This is a genomic window from Methanocrinis sp., assembly GCF_049974945.1.
In the GTDB taxonomy this organism is placed as follows: domain Archaea; phylum Halobacteriota; class Methanosarcinia; order Methanotrichales; family Methanotrichaceae; genus Methanocrinis.
The window spans coordinates 1-19046 of record NZ_JBNGCU010000031.1 but is presented as its reverse complement, the minus strand read 5'-3'; the positions used below and the strand labels follow the sequence as shown (position 1 = coordinate 19046).

The following is a 19046-nucleotide window of genomic DNA, read 5'->3' as shown; positions in this document are numbered from 1 at the left end:
TACTCGACGTCCAGAAAGCTCCTACAGTCCTTTTCCAGAGCCCTGCACCGCTCGATGGATACATCGGCGACCGATACAGTATCGATGGCAAAGAGCTTGGCCAGCCCCAGAAGCTGGGTCCTCGCCTGGGCTCCAGCGCCCAAGAGCCCCACTCTCCGGGAGTCCTTCCTGGCCAGGTATTTGGCGGCGACGGCTCCTGCGGCCCCGGTCCTCATGCTGGTGAGGTGGGTTCCTCCCATCATGGCGATGGGGGCTCCCGTCATCGGCGAGTTCAAAATCATCACCGCCATCACCGTGGGAAGGCCCTGGTCGGGGTTATTCGGATGGACGTTGACCACCTTGACCCCGGTGGCGTCAAGCTCCTCCAGGTAGGCCGGCATCGTCCGCAGGTCGCCGTCGTACTTTTTGTAGTAGAGGTAGGACTTGGGCGGCATCTGCGCCTTTCCTCGGCCGTGCTCTCGGAAGGCCTCCTCCACCGCCTCGATCGCCTCCTCCATAGTCAGCGAAGACTTCACCTCGTCTTCAGATAACCACAATATACCCAAATCGTTCGCCTCCCGACTCTCAAGACCCTTTCCGTGAGATCTAATCTCGCCCGCGGATGGAAAAGCCTATCCCCTGATCGATCGAGAACTCCATTAGATGGAGAGGTACGATGTCGCCGTCATCGGGGCGGGGCCCGCAGGATCGATGGCGGCGAAGAAGGCGGCCGAGGATGGGGCAGAAGTCATCATTCTGGAGGAGCACCCGCGAGCCGGATGGCCGGTCCAGTGCGCAGGGCTTCTGGGGCTGAGGGCGGTGGAGGAGTCTGAGCTCTCGCCCGCCAAATTCGTCATTCGGCCCGTCCGGGGGGCGGAGGTCGTCTCGCCGGGGGGCTTTCGCTTCTCGTTCAAATCCGCGGAGACGAAGGCCTGGGTCGTCGACCGCAGAATCTTCGACCGGGCGCTCCTGGCGGAGGCCGCGAGATCCGGGGCGGAGGTGAGGATGGCGTCCCCGGTGACCGGTCTGGCGAGGGGCGGCGGACGGAGCGTCCTCGACGTCGGCCGTGGCTCTGACCAAAGGAAGATCGAGGCGAGAGTCGTCATCTCGGCCGAGGGGGCGGGGGCGAGGATCGCGAGGGGAGCCGGGATCGGTCCAGCGAAGGAGATCCTATCCTCCGCCCAGGTGGAGCTTCCTATCGAGGTCGAGGATCCGGAAAAAGTAGAGGTCTTCCTCGGAGAAAATTTCGCTCCAGGCTTCTTCGCCTGGGCGATCCCGGCCTCGGATGGCGTTGCAAGGCTCGGGCTCTCCTGCCGGGAGAACGCCTGCCTGCATCTGAAACGTCTCCTTCGAAGCCCTCCGATCAATGGGCGAGTCCGAGGCGGCCCCCTCCACCTGGTCGTGGGGGGTCTACCCCTGGGCCCGCCCGCCTCGACGGTGGCCGAGGGCTTTTTGACCGTCGGCGACGCCGCAGGTCAGGTGAAGCCCACCAGCGGCGGCGGGATCTATCCGGGGCTAGTCTCTGCCAAGATCGCTGGGACGGTGGCGGCCGCCGCGGCCCGAGAGGGGGGCGCCTCCGCCGACAGGCTCACCGAGTACGAGAGGAGGTGGCGGTCTGAACTCGGAAGGGAGATCCGGCTGGGGATGATCGCCCACAAAATGAGGGCAAAAATGACCGATGAGCAGCTGGATGATCTCGTCCGCATTTTGGCAAATCGTGAGGATCTGATCAGGATCATCGAGGAAGAGGGGGACATAGACCGGCCCGGCCGGGTGATAAAAAAAGTGGCGCCCCGGATGGGCCTCTTCGGGCTCAGGATGGCGAAGATCCTTCTTCGAAATCATAAGATATTGAAATAATCACCTGAGCAGGAATGTCAGTCCTCACCTCAGCTCCACCTCGATCCTGCTCGACCCGTCCTCCTCCTCGACCACCAAAATCGAGTTGTCGAACTGGCCCTGGACCTCGCCGATGTGGCTGATGGCGAAGATCTGGGGGAAGCGGTCGTCGAGGCTTCGGAGCATGTTGATCATGCTCTCCCGGTGCTCTACGTCCTGGCTTCCGAAGATCTCGTCCAGGATGAGGAAGGAGTAGCCCGGACCGTTCTCTGAGAACCTCATCAGATACTCGCTGATGGCGACCCGGACGGAGACCGCGATCATATCGATCTCGCCGCCGGAGTAGCGGGATATGGGGTAGAACTCGCCCTCGTCCTCGACCAGGATGTTGAAGTCGTCGTCGATGCTGATCCTGCTGTACTTCCCCGTCACCTCGCGCAGGATTCTCCCCGCCTCCCCGGCGATCTCGCTTCTTATCCGGACCAGGATCGTATCCATGAACCGGTTGGTGAGGCTCCTCGTCGTCTCCACCACCTGGACCCGCCTCCTCCTCTCTCCGGCCTTCTCTTCGAGCTCTCTCTTCCGCACCGCCTCTCTCTTGAGCTTCTCCAGCTCCGCCTCGGCGACTCCGAGCCGGACCGAAAGGTCGGACGCCCTCGCCCTCGCCTCCTCCAGCCTCTGGGCGGCCTCCTCCACGAGTGCCTGCGCCTGCGAGTATCGCTCTTCGGAGAAGCCGAGGTCCGCAAGCCTCCTCTCAGCCTCAAAGAGCTCCACCTCGATCCGGGAGGCGACCTCAGTGCTCTCTTCCAGATGGCGTTTCACCTCCCCCTCAGAGGCTATGGCGAGCCTGATCTCGCTCGCCTGCACCTCGACCTCCGCCAGGCGCCTCACCTCCTCCAGAAGGCTCTGGTGCTCGGCGGGGCTGAAGCCGACCTCTTCGATCTCACCGTCCACCTCCCTCTCCTCGATCTTCAGCCTCTCCACCTCGGACCTCGCCCTCTGGGCCGCCTCTTCGAGGTCCGGGATCTCAGCGGTCCGCTGCTCCAGGGCCGAGAACCTCTGGTGCTCCGGCCTCAGAGCCGAGATCCGCTCCCTGACCCGTGTCCTCTGGTCTTCGCTGTAGCCGAGGTCCGCCATCTGGTCGGCCAACCTTTTCAGGTTCTCTCCGGAAATGGCCAGGGCCCCGGCCAGCTCCTCCCGCTCAGCCCTCCTCTTGGGAAGCTCCTCGATCCGGATCGAGAGCTGTTCGTGCTCCCGGACCAGGGGCAGGAGGGACTCCGCCTCCGCCAAAAGCCTCTCCAACCGATGGGGATCGCAGTCGACGGGGCCGACGGCCTCGATCTCGGCCTCGATGGTCAGGGCGTCATTTTTCAGCTCGCCGATCCGGGCGAGAAGCCCCCTCCTCTCGGCGAGGATCTCTCCTCTCTTCGCCCTCGCCTTTGTCAGAGCCAGTAGATCCCTCTTAAGCGCCTCTCTCGACTTGGAGGCATCACTGAGGCGGAGATCTGCCTCCTCTCTCAGATCTTCGAGGTGCGATATCCTCTCCTCGGCCGCCGAGGCCGCCCTCCTGTACTTCTCCAGTAGCAGGTGGCGCTGGCCCGCGAGTGGTCTCTCGCAGGTGGGGCAGAGGCTCTCCTCGCCGAGGGCCTCGATCCTCGCCCTCTGCTCTGCGGCCTCGGCGAGCTTCTGCCTGGCGACCTCCAGATTCAGGTTCAGCCCGGCCAGCCCCTCTTCGAGATCCCTGACCAGACGATCGATCTCCAGCTCCCTCTCCCCGAGACGTGCCTCCCGCTCCTCCAGGTCGCCGAGCTTCGAGATCTCGTGGTCGAGGCGGGAGGCCTCCGCCACCAGGTCATCGATCTTGGACCCAACGGCTGCCGCCCTATCCTCCAGGTCGGACAGCCGTCTCTTCTTCTCTCTCTCCCCCTCCAGGCGGGAGATCTCCTCCCGCAGGGCGTGGTGCCTCTCTACGGACGGGGCGATCTCCTCCCTCCGGCCTTTCGCCCTCAGAAGCTCCCTCAGGGCCTCCTCGACCCGGGAGAGGTTCTCCTCGGCGGCCTCCCCTCTCGCCCTCTCCCTCTCGGCGATGGAGAAGAGCTTATGATAGCGGTCTCTCTTAGTCTCGATCGCCTCCAGGTCGGAGAGGTGCCGCCGATACTCCTCCTCGGCGGGCCTGATCGACTCCATCTCCGACCTCTCGGTCAGGAGCCTCTCCAGCCGGGCCCCGGCCTCGGATAAGGCCTGAGCTCGGCCGTCCAGATCGGCTCTGACCCTGATCCTCCTCTCGACCAGCTCCTGGTGGAGAGACCTCTTCGGCTCCAGCTCCTCAAGTCTCTCCCTCGCCTCCGTCAGCCTGGCCAGCTTCGGCTCCAGCTCGAAGAGCCTCCACCTCCCCTCCTCGATCTCCCGGAGCCTCTCTTCGCCGAGTAAGACCGCCTTTCGCCTCGCCTCTCGATCCGAGCGCAGTCTCTCGATCTCCTCCCCCAGGTGGTCGAAGGATCGCCTCCGCTCCACCTCCCGCTCCAGCTCCCCCCTCCTCTTCTCAAGTCCGATGGAGTGATCTGCCTCCCGGTCCCTGGCGCGGGCCAGCTCCTCCGCGAGAGAGGCGACATCTCCCTCCCGCAGGCCGACCTCCTCCTCGACGTCGCCGATCTCGGCCAGGGCGCCTTCGAGCCTTTTGATCTCGCCCTCTACCTCTCTGTGGTCTGACCTGATCACGTCTAGGGCCCTCTCCCGCACCTCGTCGAGGCCGAGGAGGGTGAGCAGGTACTCCCTCTTCTCCGACCCCCTATCCTTTATCAGATTGTCCAGGTCCTTCTGCCGGGCGTAGAAGGTCTTCATGAAGTCAGAGAAGCTTATCCTCAAGATCTCCTCGAGGCGGCCGTCCACCTCCCGGGTGCCGGTGGCGACGAGCTCGCCGTCGATCTCGAGCCTCGCCTCCGGCGAGAGGCTCTTTCCCCTCATCGCCCGCAGAATCGTCATCTTGCAGCCGTCTATGCTCAGGGAGAGCCCCACCTCCAGGTCCTCTCCCTCCGAGGCCCGGGAGCACTTGATGAAGTCGCGCCTCACTGTGGAGGCCCTGCTCCCGTAGAGGGCCCAGGCGATAGCCTCCACGATGGTGCTCTTCCCCGAGCCGTTCCCCCCCACGATCCCGGTGAGGCCGTCCTGGAACTCGACCTTCACCGAGCCCCTGTACTTTTTGAAGTTCTTCATCGACAGGCTATTGAGGTGCATCGAAGCTCTCCGTCCTACTCCTCTCCGAGATCCGGGACATCAGGTCTGTGCCGTAGGATATGACCTCCTCTCTTATCGATGCCGGAATCCCCTCCCTCGCGGCCTCGCCCTCCAGGAACCGCTTGAACTCCAGGGGGAGCTCTCTGGAGTCCATCGGCTCCGTCTCGAAGGAGGCGGGATCGTCCCTGAACTCCGGCAGGATCTCCAGATGAAGGGCCTGCCCCTTCAGCTCGCCGATGACCTTCTGGCTGAGACTCCTGTAGGCCTCCCTGGAGAGGTTCCTCAGCCGGAGCCTCACGATCTTTCCTTCTATCCCCACCTCGGCGGAGATCCTTCTCAAAAGCTCCTCGATCTCCGCCGAGGAGAGTCCGACGCAGTCGACCGGCTCCGGGTCGATCATGTACCTCTCCATCAGGGGGATCTGCTCTACATACCCGGAGTCGAGGTCGACCAGGAGGATGCCCTTATCGTCTTTGGCCTCGCTGAACCTGAAGTACTCGACCGAGCCGCTGTACCAGGCGTTCCTGGCGACCTGGGCCTGGCCGTGGTAGTGGCCGAGGGCGATGTAGGAGAGGTCCCCCTTGAGGAAGCTCTCTTTGAGCTCGTGCTCGCCGACGGTCCGGAGCCTGCGGTCCCAGAGGGCCTCTACCAGGCCGTGCATCACCAGGACGTCCCGGCCCGATGGATTCTCCATCCTGAATTTCTGCATCTTCTGAAACTCCTCCAGGTAGTCCTCGGGGCCGAGGCAGAAGGGGATGCAGTGGAATTGGCATCCACCCAACTCGAACCGCTCGTACAGGTAGTGGTGGGCGATATGGACGCCTTCCATCCCCTCGAAGAGGGTGAAGGGGCTCAAAGCCGCGTAGCTTTTTGGGGCGTCGTGGTTTCCGCTGATGATGATGACGGGTATCCCGGCCTCGATCAGCCGTTCCAAATTCTGCTTGAAGACGACGAGGGGCCTGATCCGGGGCCTGACGTGGTGGAAGACGTCCCCCGCATGGACGACGGCGTCGGGAGCGAGCTTGATGATCTTCTCGACCGTCTCGGCGAACCCCCGATAGATCATCTCTTCCCTCTGGTTTCTTCCCAGACGGTCGACCCTGCCGTAGGCGGAGAAGCCGAGGTGGGAGTCTGCCATGTGGACGATCTTCATGAGCCGGCCTCCGAGATCTAATCGGGTGGAGGGTTGAATCCCCTGCTCTTCGGTCTCCTCTCTTTGCCGCCTTCCCGGTTCAGCTCTGCGAGGTAGCTCTCGTAAAGGTGGATTCTCGCCGGGACCGGGAAGGGGATGTTGAGGGTGCTGATGATCGCCTCCCCCTTCTCCAGGGTCTGGATCTCCACGTCTAAAGTCGACAGGTCCTGCTTTGCTGACTCCTCCAGGCGGGTCCGGTCGTTTCTGTCGGCGAGGCCCAGGATGACCAGGGTGTTGAACTGGGAGAGGAGCTGTTTATCGATCAGCTTCGGCTGCTGGGTTACGGCGCAGAGGCCCACCCCGAACTTCCGGCCCTCCCTTGCTATCGACTCGAACCGGGCGAGGCTCCCCTCGCTTCCTCCCAGGACCCGCTGCGCCTCCTCCACCGTTATCAGGCAGCTCTTACCTCTCGCGCCCTCGGCGCTCTCCCTCTTGTACCGGTCGAGGATTGTCCGGGACAGGAGCGAGAGGAGAAATAGCTCGCTCCTCTCCCCCAGGGTGGGGATGTCCACCAGGACCACCCTCCCCTGCAGGAGGTTATCTATGATGCCGGGGACGCTGGAGGTCAGGTCCGAGATGTACCTGTTCTTGTCCAGGATAGTTTTTATCGTCCTGGCTATCCTGCCGATCGTCTTCTCGTGGAAGCCCTCGGCGATCATCCTGGCGGCCCCCTGGGGGGTGATTATATCCTCGAGCCAGGCCTCCTCGTAGAAGACCCTCGATACCGCCTCCAGAGCCTCCCTCTGGGCCGGTGTCCAGTCGTAAAGGACCTCGATGTCCTGGGGCAGAATCTCGCTCCTCTTCACCGTCAGCTCCGAGACGAGGGGGTCTTTGAGGTGGCGGGGGTCGGTCGAGTAGCAGACGATCCCGTCCCTGTACCGGTCCAGGTGGAGGAGCCCCTTCGTCCCCTTCTTGCCCAGGATGTACTCGCCGTGAGGGTCGACGATCAAGAGGCCGAACTTAGACTCCTTCGAGGAGGACCTCTTCATGCAGGAGGCGGCGAAGACCTTCATGAAGTTCGATTTTCCCATGCCGGTCGTGGCGAAGACCCCCATGTGGTGGTCCATGGCCTCGCTGTGGAGGGCGACAGAGATCTCCCTCACCTCCCGGCTCCCGTTTCTGAGCCGACCCACCTCGATGTCGCCCATCACCTCCGCGAGGAACCGAAACTCGTCCTTCTCCGCCCTGGTCACGGGAGAGAACTTGGCGGGGATCGTCCTCGACTTTCGAAACCGCTCCTTCCTCCCATCCTCTTTTGTTATGCAGCCGAGGGGCTCTGCCACCACTCGGTTGAATATGTGGTCGGAGTCATAGAAGCCGTCTCCCCGGACGATGGTGTCCCAGTTTCCGTCGTAGTTGGAGTCGTGCCTGATGTCGGTGATCCGGGCGAGAAAGGTGATCGACCCCTCTCTTCCCGCGTCCTCCTCTCTTCTCGCCCCCCGCTCTTTTCTCGCGTCCCGGATCGAGAAGATCTCCCCCAGCTCCACCAGCTCATCGCCCGGGACGATGAAGTGGTACTCTCGAACGTCTTTTGAGATTATCTTGTAGTAGGGGCTTGAACCATCGTCGTTCTTCGTAATCTGATAATTCCCTTCGACCTCGCCTTCTTCGGCCCTCCACCTCGCCCGCATCCCGATGGTCCCCTCTAAAGACGGCCTCTCCAACCCCGGCGAACTTCTCCGGCTCTCGTCTTTTCTCCATCTCTCGTCCGATAGATCTGCCATCTCTACCTCCTCGATAGCCCGTCCAGAATCTCGTGATAGTCGAGAGCCCCTTGGATCTCTCGCTCGTTCAGCCCCTCCGCCCGGAGATCTTCGAATAAAGAGAGCCGGGTGAAGTTCCTCTCCTGTACCGGGATCTTCAGGTCCTGGTGAGCCCTGAAGAGGGCGTGGGGGTAGCCCAGGCTCTCGGAGGATCGGGCGTACATCGCCACGCGGCCGAGGATCTCGTCGATACGCTCTGCCGCCCGGTCGGGCGCGTCCACCCGAAAGGCGTGGCTCGATCGCGGATGAAACTTGGCCGCGTAGGTCTTTCCCCGCCAGGCCTCCTCTTTTACCGCCTTTTTGCCGGTCAAAAGGACCCGCCAGGGACTCTCCGGCAGGATCCGGCTCCCTACGCGGTCGACGCTCCTGATCAGGGGCCTTGCGATCCCCCGCCCCCAGGAGAGCTTGCTCGACTTGCTGACGGCGAGGAGGTCGGCCTCCCTCTCCTCGGCCTCCTCGAATATCCTGTTCAGAACCTCCCGATAGTAGGGGTCGCTCCAGAGGGAGAAACCTCCGTCGTAGAGGACGACGTCTCCGGCCGCAGCCTCCGAGACGGCCTGGTAGAGGGCGACGTGCTCCTGAAGGTCCCTGAAAAAGGTCGATATCCTGTCCAGCTCCTGGGGGGTCTTCAGCTCGAAGGGCTCCTCGAGGCCGAAGATCCCCCTCCGGTAGCGATCGAAGTGCGAAGGATAGTTCTCCCGATCTGCGGTGAAGAGGTCGTCGTAGGTGACGACGGTCTTCTGCCACTCTCTACCCCGGTAGACGACGTAGCCGGCCCTGATCCGGTTCAGGCTGACAGCTCCCAGGTCGAATACGACGACGTTGCTCCCGTCGATGGCGAATATCTGGCCGTCGAAATCCCGGGGGACGATCTCGCAGAAGTCGCGCTCATCGATCCCGGTCCCGGCCTCGAACTCCTCAGGATCGACGGCCGAGAAGTACCCCTTTATGGCGCGGGCAGCCTCTGCGAACTTCTCCCTCTCGATCATCCAGGAGGAGAATGGAAGGTCGATGTATATACCGATTTTGAGAGGGGGCGGAAAGATCGGTCCATCGGTTTTTGATGCCACTTTTGACATCGACTTAAATAAAAGGATGGAGAGATCGCTCAGACCTGCTCATTACAGTCCAAGTTTTTGAGCTTTGGTATAGGTGGCGTTTGCTTCGGAAATTCTGCCTAGAGTCTCTAAAGCTATGCCTTTATTATTCCACGCTATGGAATCAGTAGAATCTAACATTAATTTGTCAACATGATATCGACAATTCGACATACTATATAATATTATTTTGTATAATCTTGGTCTTTACGGCGCTGATCTTAATTGTACTCAATATGGGGTCGGAAGATATTGATTCTTAAAAAATCGATAGCATGAAAAATGCTGAGCATTCGAACCGTTAATGCGAAATGCCGGATGTTAACAAATTTAACTAAAATTATTATTAACAAAAATGGTAAATTAGATTCAGATTCGTGGACGCCAAGAAAAGCTAAAAATTATTAATTTTGCACAGCCTCACTGCGGAATGCGGGCTTAAGTATAGGTCGAGGAGATATAAATAGTTTTGAAATGGGCTCGTAAATAGAAAGCGCTTTACCGAGGAGTGGTGGGCTTAACCGATGACCAATGGATGTGGTCTTAAAATTCCAAAATCGCTCTCTGATCGGGTCCATGAATCTCCTCAATGTGATCTAGTCATGGATGGAGACGAGAACGCAGCAATCAACATTCTGAGATTGGGGCTGCAATCTCTTCGTATCGAATCGATAGAAGCCCTACCCCTTCAGGGGTAGGGAGAAATCACATCAACCTAAATCCCAAAAAAGTACTTATAAGATTACGGTAGACTGTAACTTACTGCTAGAAGGTATGACGGGGGGTTAATTTGAAGGAACTGACGAAAGTTTGTATTCTGACCGGGCTGGTTTTGGCCCTCAGCTTGAGCAGTGCTCTGGGACAGTTCGGGTCTAAGGTTGTGACGGGGGACGCCGATGTAGGCCGTTTTCTAGAGGATTTCCCAGCGCCTTTGAATCCTAATCTCGGCTACTGGGATACCGGATCGAATCCCGGGATATACGACGATGGTGACACAATTTACCTCGACTTTTTGGGAAACGGCATAATCGACGCCAATGACATAAGGCTCACAGATTATAGTGGATATCTGGCGGGCAGCAAGGTGATGTCCGCAGACAACGACATAAACAAGCCTCTGAGCCCTCTGCCGGGCCAGGCGGCCGGTATTTACTATGCCGATCTCTACGGCAGCCAGGGTTACGACATCCAGGACCCGGTCTACGTCCTGGCTATGACCCCGGCTGCGGTGGGTGCCAGGACTGCCACAAAAGACGTCCGGCTGGGTCCGGTCTTGGGCCTCTCTCCGGGAACGAAGGTGCTCAACTACCATCCCGACAACGACGGTCCGGCGATTCCCATGATAGTGCCGGTGGCCGGGGGAGCGCCGGTGGCGACGTTGAGGTTTTACAACGCCAACGGGAACGTTGACGGGAACGGTGATCCCATCTACGACTTCTCCGACGACGTTTACATAGACGTATCTCTGCCCAGCGTTCCGATGGGTGGTTTCCCCTTCGGGTTTGTGGTTCCAAACAACGTCCGACTTTCTGCGTGATTGAGCCGAAATCTCAGGATATCTGGAGGATAACATGAAGAAGTCGATGAGGGCCTGCGCTCTTGCGGCCCTGATCTTTATGCTCTGTATCGGAGGGGCGAGTGGTCAGTTCGGGTACAGGGTAACCAACTCTAGCCCGGAGAACGGAAATATCGTCGAGGACTTCGCCTCAGCTGGCACGATGAAGCAGACTCCGGTGCAGATGGGGTACTCGGATGGGGGAGATAATGCAGATCTGTTCGACCTGGGGGATACGGTGTATCTGCACGTCGGAGAGGTCGCCATGACCGGCTCGAAGGTCAAGGTCAACGACGTAAGGTTGACAACCTCCTCCTTCGGCCTTCCGGGCTCAAAGGTTGGGAGCGGAGATGGAGATCAGGGGAATGATCTGAGGCGGTTTTCGCCGGGTCTGTCGCGAATGGTCTTCTTGGACGATGGCAGCGTTATAGGTCAGTTCGATCTGGACGATCCGGTTTACATCAAGGTCGTAACTCCGCTCGATAGGATCGGGCCCGGAGACATCAGGTTGGACTCTCCTCTGGGCTCGCCGGGAACGAGGGTTTCAAAGCTCGATGGCGATAACGGTGCGCCCTGTTCCGTCCTGCATCCCGGCCCCAGCTTCAACCTGTGGCTTCCGGGGGCGAGAGGGGTGATCAGGTTCATCAACGCCAACGGAAACCACTATGTGGAACCCGGGGCTATGATCAGCGCCTTGTCCAGCCCGCCGATCTACGACGGGCCCGACGTGGTCTACTTCGACGTATCAAACCCCACGGCGTACCCGCGGAACTTCGGCTACCTGACTCCCAACGCTATACGAATGAGCGGTTAGAGCGCCGGCGGGCGCTCTTTCTCTTTTTTGCAAGTTTTCAGGATCGTTTCAGGATCATTTAAGGATCTTTTCAGGGATCTCCTCAGATCCCCGACCAGCGGATCGTCGCAGGACAAAGTTATATTTATGATTATATCAGGAAATTAAGGTCTGAGTGAGATCCTTGATGACCCGGAAAATTCCCGAAATTTCAGAGGTTGATGGTCGGGATCGCCGATCGGCTTGGCCTGTAGAGATTGACGGTGGGGGGTTGGCTTGATTGAAATGGGTCGATGGCGAAGGATTTTGATCGTCGCAGTTCCCCTCCATCTGATCTTCGTCTCCCTCGCCTTCTTCGTCCCGGTCTGGGGGCAGTTTGAGTTCGGATCGGCGGCCGGTCCTTCGACCGCCGGCGATCTTCTGATCGTAGAGGACTTCTCCTCCGCACCCGGGATCGTCCAGTGGCCTGTGACCATAATGTACCTGGATCTGGGGACGGCGCCTGGGTTTTACGACGAAGACGACCCCCTCTACCTCCATGTCGGCCCGGGACCGGTCAGGGTCGCGGACGTGAGGCTCACCTGCTCGCCCTTCGGTTTTTTCGGCTCCAAGGTGGGCGACGGCGATGGAGACCTCGGCGCGAACCTGACATCTTTCGCCCCGCCCTACCCCAGGCTGGTCTTTGCGGATCTTGGCGGTGTCATAGGACAGTACGACCCCAACGACTCGGTTTACGTCAAGGCGGTCCCCCCCATCTCACAGCTGGCCGTTGGCGACGTGAGGCTCACCTGGGCCTGCGATATTCCTCCTGGGACGATGGTCCGAGGCTCGGACCCCGACGCGGGCCTCGGGGCCCGGCTCCTCCACCCGGGCCCCGACTTCGCCCTCTGGTCGCCCGCCGCCCGGGGTCAGGTTCGGTTCTACAACGCCAACGGCGACGTCTTCGAGGGTCAGCTCAGCGTCCCCATCTACGACGCCTCGGACAGGATCTACTTCGACGTCTCGGTCCCGTCCGATCCGCCGCGGCTATTCGGGTATGTGGTCATCAACAGACGGTGTGCGGGTGCGATCGGGGATCTGGTCTGGAAGGATCTCAACGGGGACGGGATTCAGAACGATGGAGACGAATCAGGAATTAACGGCGTGGTGGTCAAACTCTGCTACCTATATCAGGGAGATTACTTGGAGATCGCCGACACCAAAACGATAGACGAGTCGGGCGAAGGTAAGCCAGGTTATTACAAGTTTGAGGGACTGTGTAACGGAACATATGTAGTGATGTTGGATCTGAACACCCTTCCAGAAGGATGGAGGACGCCCACGGTCTACAAGGCGGGAGAAGATGAGTCGCTGGACAGCAATGCAGAGCTGGCTGTGACATCTTGCCGCCTTAAGTAGCTGGAAGAGCCGAATTACGAAGTCTTGAAGATGGAGAGAAGAGGATATGAACCCCGTTCGTCTGCTGATGGCCGTCGCGATTTTATGCTTCGGCTCTGGGATCGGATCTGCACAGCTTCATGACGGCTACTTCAGCGTTCCCGTGATGCTCGCAGAGGACGACGAGATCAACATGACCATCGATTTCGGCGTCGTACCCCGCATCGGAGATGTCATCTGGGATTTGGTGGAAGTGGAAGGCGGAGACCAAAGCCAGACCGGCGGAGGTTCAGAGGTTTCGGAGATATCTGAGATTTCTGGCTCAGAGATATTCCTCTTCGGCTCCGATGGCGAGTTTGTCGTCGGCGTGGATGCGGATGTCCAGCAGGGCTCTGAGGACGAGATCGAAGCGACTTCGCCCTGCGCCGGAGCCATCGGGGACTTTGTCTGGTGGGACTACAACCGGGACGGGGTTCAAGACGCGGACGAGCCCGGAGTGCCTGCCGTGGGGATTGAACTTTACACTGAGAGTGAAGGGAGTCGCCTGATCAGCAGCACCGTTACGGACGTGTCCGGCCACTACGTATTCGATGGACTATGCAGCGGCGCCTACGAGCTGAGGCTGCGGCTCGAGTCCTTGCCAGAAGGAAGTCTGGTCGCGATCCCGAGTGTTGAATATGACGACTCAATAGATTCTGACTGAAATCTGGGGTGCAGCCTCTCGAACTGATGGACGGATCAATCAACGATGGGCGTAGCACGGTGAGATGAGGACGAAAAGATTATCAATCAGAACTCTTAGAGACATACGAAATTTAAGTCTGGATGTTCATGGGTGAGGGAGATGAGGATGAGACGCGTTTGCCTCTTGATGGCCGTGGCGGTGCTCTGCCTCGGTGCTGAGACCGTATTTGCACAGGATAGTGCCCGTTATTTATATTCTGATGTGGTTTTCCTTGTAGACGAAGACTCTAATATGACTATAGATATTGGACTAATACCTAATGGGAGTTCCTCTATTGGTAATTTTGTGTGGGAAGATCGAGACAGAGATGGGATTCAGAACGATGGGGATGATTCAGGAATTGAAGGTGTCTTGGTTCTTCTCTACTCTAAAGAAGAAAGTGGTTACCAGAAGGCAGGCCAAACATATACGGATTCAAAAGGTTATTATCTATTCGAGAACTTGCCTGCTGGAACCTACATAGTAGTTGTGGATCGGGATACTTTGCCCGAAGAGTTGATACCTACAACACCGCATGCTCCTGGTAGCACCAATGAAGACGACAGCAATGCGATCGGATCAACTGACACGCTGCCGCCGGAATGATAGTGTTTCCTCGTTTGTGCAAATGGCGCCACCAAGTTGTGTGTATCAGCGCGGGCTGGGCGCGGAGGACCAACCCGCGCTTAATCTTATATTTCACGAAATTTGATGGAAGTCAAATCATCACTTTGGGAGGGATCCAGTCATAGGGCATAGGTGCGTCTCAGTTTTGATGGCGAGTATCTTCCTTCTTGCCATTCTGGCGTCGTCCCAGTTCTCTATATCGGACGATCTCAGGAATGAGATATATCGCTATGTCTTCTCGGCTGAGGTGACGCTCAACGACGATGATGTAGATAATACCATCGACTTAGGATTTGTGCCCAAAAAAGGCGTCATAGGTGACTTTGTATGGAATGACTCCAATGAGAATGGTATTCAAGACAAAGGAGAAGACGGCCTTCCCGGGATTAATGTCTCGCTTTATATACTTCCTAATGACGAAACAGAACTATTCTTCAACAGCGACTTCACCGACATGAACGGCAACTATTCATTCGAAGTACCCTTCGGCATGTATAAAGTTAAAGCAGGAGAGGGGCAGGAATATTGTGACTCTTACATAAAAATTGATAATCAAACCATCCCGAATCACATAAGGAACTTTCCTTGGCGTGAAACAGGGCTTTATGCAGGTGATCCAAAGAACGACAGCAACGACCATAATGGCGCGATAGTAGTCCTCGACAGATATAATCAAGTCAATATGACCATAGATTTTGGTTATTCGAAATACTTTTGATAAGACGGAGGGGTTAATGTGATACTAAAGCTCTTAATAATAAGCATACTATGCCTTTCAGGCCTTGCTTTCGCATCCTCATTTGTACCGCCGCATTTGAATGTCACATACCACGAAGTCTCACCAGGCTTGATCTGCACTGTGGGCTCAGGGACTCCAAGCGAGAGCGTTGTAAATCTAACGATCGAATGTTCGGGAGATCCAAGGCCTGTGCAAGTTGTTCTATCTATAGACAGCTCCTCCAGCATGATCTATCACGACCCCAATGATACTCGGCTCGAGGCGGCCAGGGGCTTCATAGGAGTTATGGACCCCAACCGTGACAGGGTTGGTCTCGTCGTCTGGAGCGACGGTGTAAAAAATATCATGGTGCCTATAACAAACGATTTTGAACTTGTTAACGAGACCATTAATAAAACAACTTCGTTTGGTTTTACAAATCTATATTACGGGCTGAAACCAGCGATTGACATGCTTAAAAACGAAAGCGATGGCTTTCGAAAGCACATAATACTCCTGAGTGATGGCACAAATAAAGCAGGTGATCCGATAGAGTACCTTCCTGAGGTATATAGAGCCAATGAAGCTGGCATCCAGATATGGACGATAGGTTTTCCCGTAGATGAGGTGGGAGAGATTGTTCTCAAAAATATAAAGAACATCGCCGGTGGAGAGTATCATCCGGCGGATAATGTCACAGTTGAGGACGTATTCATCAAAATTTACAAAAATATGACACGGCTGGCTGGCGAAGACGTCACAGTCGAATATCATGCTCCTGCAGATCTGATTTACTCGATCGACCACGACCGCATAGAGGGGTATAACAAGGTTTTCACATGGAAACCGTTAGTATACGATCCCAGCGGCCCCAGAAATTATTTCTACATCGGTGAGACAAATTCGACTACCTTCAAAGTAAGCTCCGAAAATCCTGGGTTGTTTACCCTTGGAAATCCTGGATCCGAGATGATCTATACTACGCAAGACAAGGCAGGAAGCGATGTACAGATAGAGGAACCGATCGAGTATAGGCCCTTACGAATGATGGACTGTGGTGAGGATCTGGATTATAATAAAATAAAAACCAGAGATATATATATCGGAAACAGCTATAATATAAGCGGCACGAATATCAATATCGGATCTGGTTCCATCGAAAACGACATTGAAGGCGAAGATATCAACTTCGGATCCGGGTTTTTTTGCAATAACTGTACCACCTCATCTCCCACTGACGACGAGCCCTGCGAGAAGGTCATCTGCGTATGCGCGAACCCCACCTGCCCCGAATGCGCCGAAGTAGTGGCCGGTAACGGGTCAAAAATAAACAACATTAACATCATCCAGACCACCATCTTCGGCTCGATCCCCTCCTGGAATGGGACCGGCGATACCGTCGAGGTGATCAATCTCACCGTATCGAGGCCCGAGGCCGCGATCGACGCCGTCTTCGCCTTCGACGTATCCGGCAGCATGAGGCTCCCCTATGAAAGAATGAGCGAGGGTGAATGGGCGGCCTTCTCTGAGGCGAACTTCAGCAACGTCTCCATCATCGGCTGGGACGAGGAGGGCGGCGCTGGCGCAGATCGGCTGATGGTCCCGCCGCGGCCCCTGGTGGAGAGCGGAGAGGTGGTCCTCGCCGCCCTCGCGAACCTCTCTGGATATTGCGGCGAGACCGACCAGACGGTATATGCGGCGGGGCTCCGGGGGGTCCTGGAGGTCGACGACGATTTCAGGGACCTTATGAACGGGGATGAGAAGATCGTCCTATTCATCACCGGCCCCGAAGAGTTCCGGCCCGGCGAGGGGCTGGACGGCCTGGCGGCCGAGCTGAAGCGGAGGGGCTACGCGATATACACCGTGGGCGTGGGGATCGACGAGATCGAGTCGCCCCTCAAGTACGAGAGCCTGAGCATGATGGCCAGCATCACCGGCGGCAGGTTCTATCCCATCGGCAGCCTCGACTCCAACACGCTCGGGGAAGCTCTCCGGGATGCGGCGGCCCACGCTTCGAGCAGGGCCGCCCCCAAGGATGTCGTCGTCACCGAGACCCTTCCCGCCGACCAGGAGGTGAAGGAGACGGTTCCATCCGGCTCCGAGGTCAACGTCACGAGGAACCCCGACGGAACCACCACCATCACCTGGACAGCCGGCGGCGTGAGGCCGGGCGAGGCGAGGAGCCTGATCATCCTCACCGCCGTCAAGAGCGCCCTCCATCCCGACGGGATCGGCACCGTCGCTGCGGAGGGCAGCATCGATATACGACCGACGGGCGGTGATGCCGCAGGGGTCAACGTAGTCAACCTGAGGACGGAGAACGGCGACGTGAAGATAGGAGAGATATCATGAGGCTGGAGAATTTGCTGGTGGTGGGGATCGCTCTTTTTTTCGTCATGGTGGTGGCGAATGGTGAGGATAGTGTATCTGGGGAATCAAGCAATATTGCTGTTATTCTTGTAATAGATAATTCAAAAAGCGTAAATGATTTGGACCAAGATGGCAAACGTTTTGACAAGGCAATGAGTTTTATAGGACTTCTGAACAATAGTGCTCATGTTGTTGGTCTTGTAAGCACTTCAGGCGATGTCATTAAACGCGGTGATTTAGATTATAAGCGTGTAGATCCGACGGACAATTTCAGCAAAATAAATGAGACAATAATATCTATTAGAGATGCAAATAAACCCGCCAAAGAGACGAATATAAGAAAATTATTTAAACTGGCGACAGAACAACTTAAAGATATAAAATATAATAATAAAATAATAATATTCTTCTCAGATGGGGTCAACAATTGCGACGAGAGCGAAAATCCTGAGAATATAGAAAATTTTTGGGTATACACTGTAGGTCTGGGAAACGATTCCATGGGTATTGAATTCCTCAAAAATATCTCAAATTCCACCTATAGTGAATTCAATAGAATCGATAGCTTCTATCCCGAAATTCTTCTAAGTGGCATTTTAGGCCGCATTAACGCTGAAATTGCCAGTATAGATGTAAACAAGACTGCAGAACTCTCATCAGGATCTAACGGCTCCCTGGTCAACTTCACGATCAACGTCACGAACACGGGTAACGCGATATTGAACTCGGTCATACTGACCGACACTCTGTCGGAAGGACTCGATTACGTCAGCTCGACAGGGTCCTTTGACAACTCAAGCAACAACGTCACCTGGGATCTGGGACTGCTGAACAAATCAGAACCTAGAGTGGTCTACCTCATAGCCAGTATTAATAGCTCGACTTTCGGAAACCTAACGAACTTTGTCGATGTCGAGGGTAAGCCAAATCCGCGTTACGCCGTTGCTGACAACGACTCTGTGAACGTTACCGTCATCGACGCCTCAATTTCAGTAAATAAAACCTCGAACGTGACATCAGGATCAAACGGGACCCTGGTCAACTTCACGATCAAGGTCACGAACACGAGGAACGCGACATTGAACCCGGTCATACTGACCGACGCTCTGCCAGAAGGACTCGATTACGTCAGCTCGACAGGGTCCTTTGACAACTCAAGCAACAACGTCACCTGGAACCTCGGGACGCTGGACAAATCAGAACCTAGAGTGGTCTACCTTGAAGCCAGGATAAACAGGTCTGAACCAGGTATCTTGACCAACCTCGTATCGGTCGAGGGCAAGCCCGAGTTCGGTTACAACGTCACAGATAACAGCTCAGCACCTGTGAAGGTCGTCAACGCCTCGATATCGGTCAACAAGACCGCCTACCCCGAATCAGGATCAAACGGGACGCGGGTCAACTTCACGATCAACGTCACGAACACCGGCCAGGTGAACTTCACCCAAATCGAGGTCGTGGACGTCCTGCCTTACGGCCTCGATAAGATCTCGTATAACAGGTCGGGGTCGGTCGATGGCCAGAATGTCACCTGGATTCTTAGCGGACTGAACGTCTCCGAATCGAAGTTCATCGAGCTCGTAGCTCAGATCAACGGCTCGAAATTCGGCAACCTCACAAACAACATCATCGTCGTAGGCGTGCCTCCAACGGGAGATCAAGTTAAAAACAACGATTCTGAGAACGTAACAGCCCTCAGACCAGGTATAGAGGTCAACAAGACCGCCGATCCTGAGGAAGGAGTTCCTTCGACCAACGTCACCTTCCTGATCAACGTC

13 protein-coding genes and 3 pseudogenes are annotated in these 19046 nt (G+C 56.9%); 11 read left to right on the top strand and 5 right to left on the bottom strand.

Annotated features, from left to right (window positions below):
* Positions 1 to 545 (bottom strand): annotated as a pseudogene (locus ACP5EL_RS04735) (ornithine cyclodeaminase family protein); the annotation flags it as partial.
* A gap of 97 nt (positions 546 to 642) precedes the next feature.
* Here ACP5EL_RS04735 and ACP5EL_RS04730 point away from each other — a divergent pair.
* Positions 643 to 1839: a geranylgeranyl reductase family protein gene (locus tag ACP5EL_RS04730; RefSeq protein ID WP_428401323.1), complete on the top strand. Its 1197-nt coding sequence runs from the start codon at positions 643 to 645 to the stop codon at positions 1837 to 1839.
* A 24-nt stretch (positions 1840 to 1863) separates the two neighbouring features.
* On the opposite strand, the gene ACP5EL_RS04725 is transcribed toward ACP5EL_RS04730, so the two are convergent.
* The 4 genes from ACP5EL_RS04725 to ACP5EL_RS04710 are packed head-to-tail and all read right to left on the bottom strand — an operon-like array spanning position 1864 to position 8996.
* The gene (locus ACP5EL_RS04725; protein ID WP_428401322.1) at positions 1864 to 5052 is read right to left on the bottom strand and encodes an AAA family ATPase; all 3189 of its coding nucleotides are present in this window, start codon (positions 5050 to 5052) and stop codon (positions 1864 to 1866) included.
* On the bottom strand, positions 5039 to 6205 hold the full coding sequence (locus tag ACP5EL_RS04720; RefSeq protein WP_428401321.1) for a metallophosphoesterase family protein: 1167 nt from the start codon (positions 6203 to 6205) through the stop codon (positions 5039 to 5041). The genes ACP5EL_RS04725 and ACP5EL_RS04720 overlap by 14 nt, the downstream gene beginning before the upstream one ends.
* 17 nt (positions 6206 to 6222) lie before the next feature.
* Positions 6223 to 7968, bottom strand: a complete 1746-nt coding sequence (locus tag ACP5EL_RS04715; RefSeq protein WP_428401320.1) for an ATP-binding protein — start codon at positions 7966 to 7968, stop codon at positions 6223 to 6225.
* 2 nt (positions 7969 to 7970) lie between these two features.
* On the bottom strand, positions 7971 to 8996 hold the full coding sequence (locus ACP5EL_RS04710) for a DNA double-strand break repair nuclease NurA (protein WP_428401319.1): 1026 nt from the start codon (positions 8994 to 8996) through the stop codon (positions 7971 to 7973).
* 644 nt (positions 8997 to 9640) lie between these two features.
* Here ACP5EL_RS04710 and ACP5EL_RS04705 point away from each other — a divergent pair.
* The 10 genes and pseudogenes from ACP5EL_RS04705 to ACP5EL_RS04660 all read left to right on the top strand — a co-directional run.
* Positions 9641 to 9802, top strand: a pseudogene (locus ACP5EL_RS04705) (RNA-guided endonuclease InsQ/TnpB family protein); the annotation flags it as partial.
* A 92-nt stretch (positions 9803 to 9894) separates the two neighbouring features.
* The gene (locus ACP5EL_RS04700; protein ID WP_428401318.1) at positions 9895 to 10641 is read left to right on the top strand and encodes a hypothetical protein; all 747 of its coding nucleotides are present in this window, start codon (positions 9895 to 9897) and stop codon (positions 10639 to 10641) included.
* A 34-nt stretch (positions 10642 to 10675) separates the two neighbouring features.
* Complete coding sequence (locus tag ACP5EL_RS04695) at positions 10676 to 11473, top strand: hypothetical protein (protein WP_428401317.1); 798 nt, start codon at positions 10676 to 10678, stop codon at positions 11471 to 11473.
* A 285-nt stretch (positions 11474 to 11758) separates the two neighbouring features.
* A complete protein-coding gene (locus tag ACP5EL_RS04690) occupies positions 11759 to 12850 on the top strand; it encodes an SdrD B-like domain-containing protein (protein ID WP_428401316.1) in 1092 nt (363 codons plus the stop codon).
* Between the two features lie 46 nt (positions 12851 to 12896).
* Complete coding sequence (locus ACP5EL_RS04685) at positions 12897 to 13532, top strand: SdrD B-like domain-containing protein (protein WP_428401315.1); 636 nt, start codon at positions 12897 to 12899, stop codon at positions 13530 to 13532.
* Between the two features lie 141 nt (positions 13533 to 13673).
* The gene (locus tag ACP5EL_RS04680; protein ID WP_428401324.1) at positions 13674 to 14159 is read left to right on the top strand and encodes an SdrD B-like domain-containing protein; all 486 of its coding nucleotides are present in this window, start codon (positions 13674 to 13676) and stop codon (positions 14157 to 14159) included.
* A gap of 268 nt (positions 14160 to 14427) precedes the next feature.
* Positions 14428 to 14898, top strand: coding sequence for an SdrD B-like domain-containing protein (locus ACP5EL_RS04675; RefSeq protein ID WP_428401314.1), 471 nt, complete (start codon positions 14428 to 14430; stop codon positions 14896 to 14898).
* A gap of 18 nt (positions 14899 to 14916) precedes the next feature.
* Positions 14917 to 15561: pseudogene (locus tag ACP5EL_RS04670) on the top strand (vWA domain-containing protein); the annotation flags it as partial.
* A 642-nt stretch (positions 15562 to 16203) separates the two neighbouring features.
* Positions 16204 to 17250 (top strand): vWA domain-containing protein, encoded by a 1047-nt coding sequence (locus ACP5EL_RS04665; protein WP_428401325.1) that lies wholly within the window; start codon positions 16204 to 16206, stop codon positions 17248 to 17250.
* A partial coding sequence (locus ACP5EL_RS04660) for a DUF7507 domain-containing protein (RefSeq protein ID WP_428401313.1) occupies positions 17247 to 19046 on the top strand: 1800 nt, incomplete at its 3' end. The genes ACP5EL_RS04665 and ACP5EL_RS04660, both read left to right, overlap by 4 nt.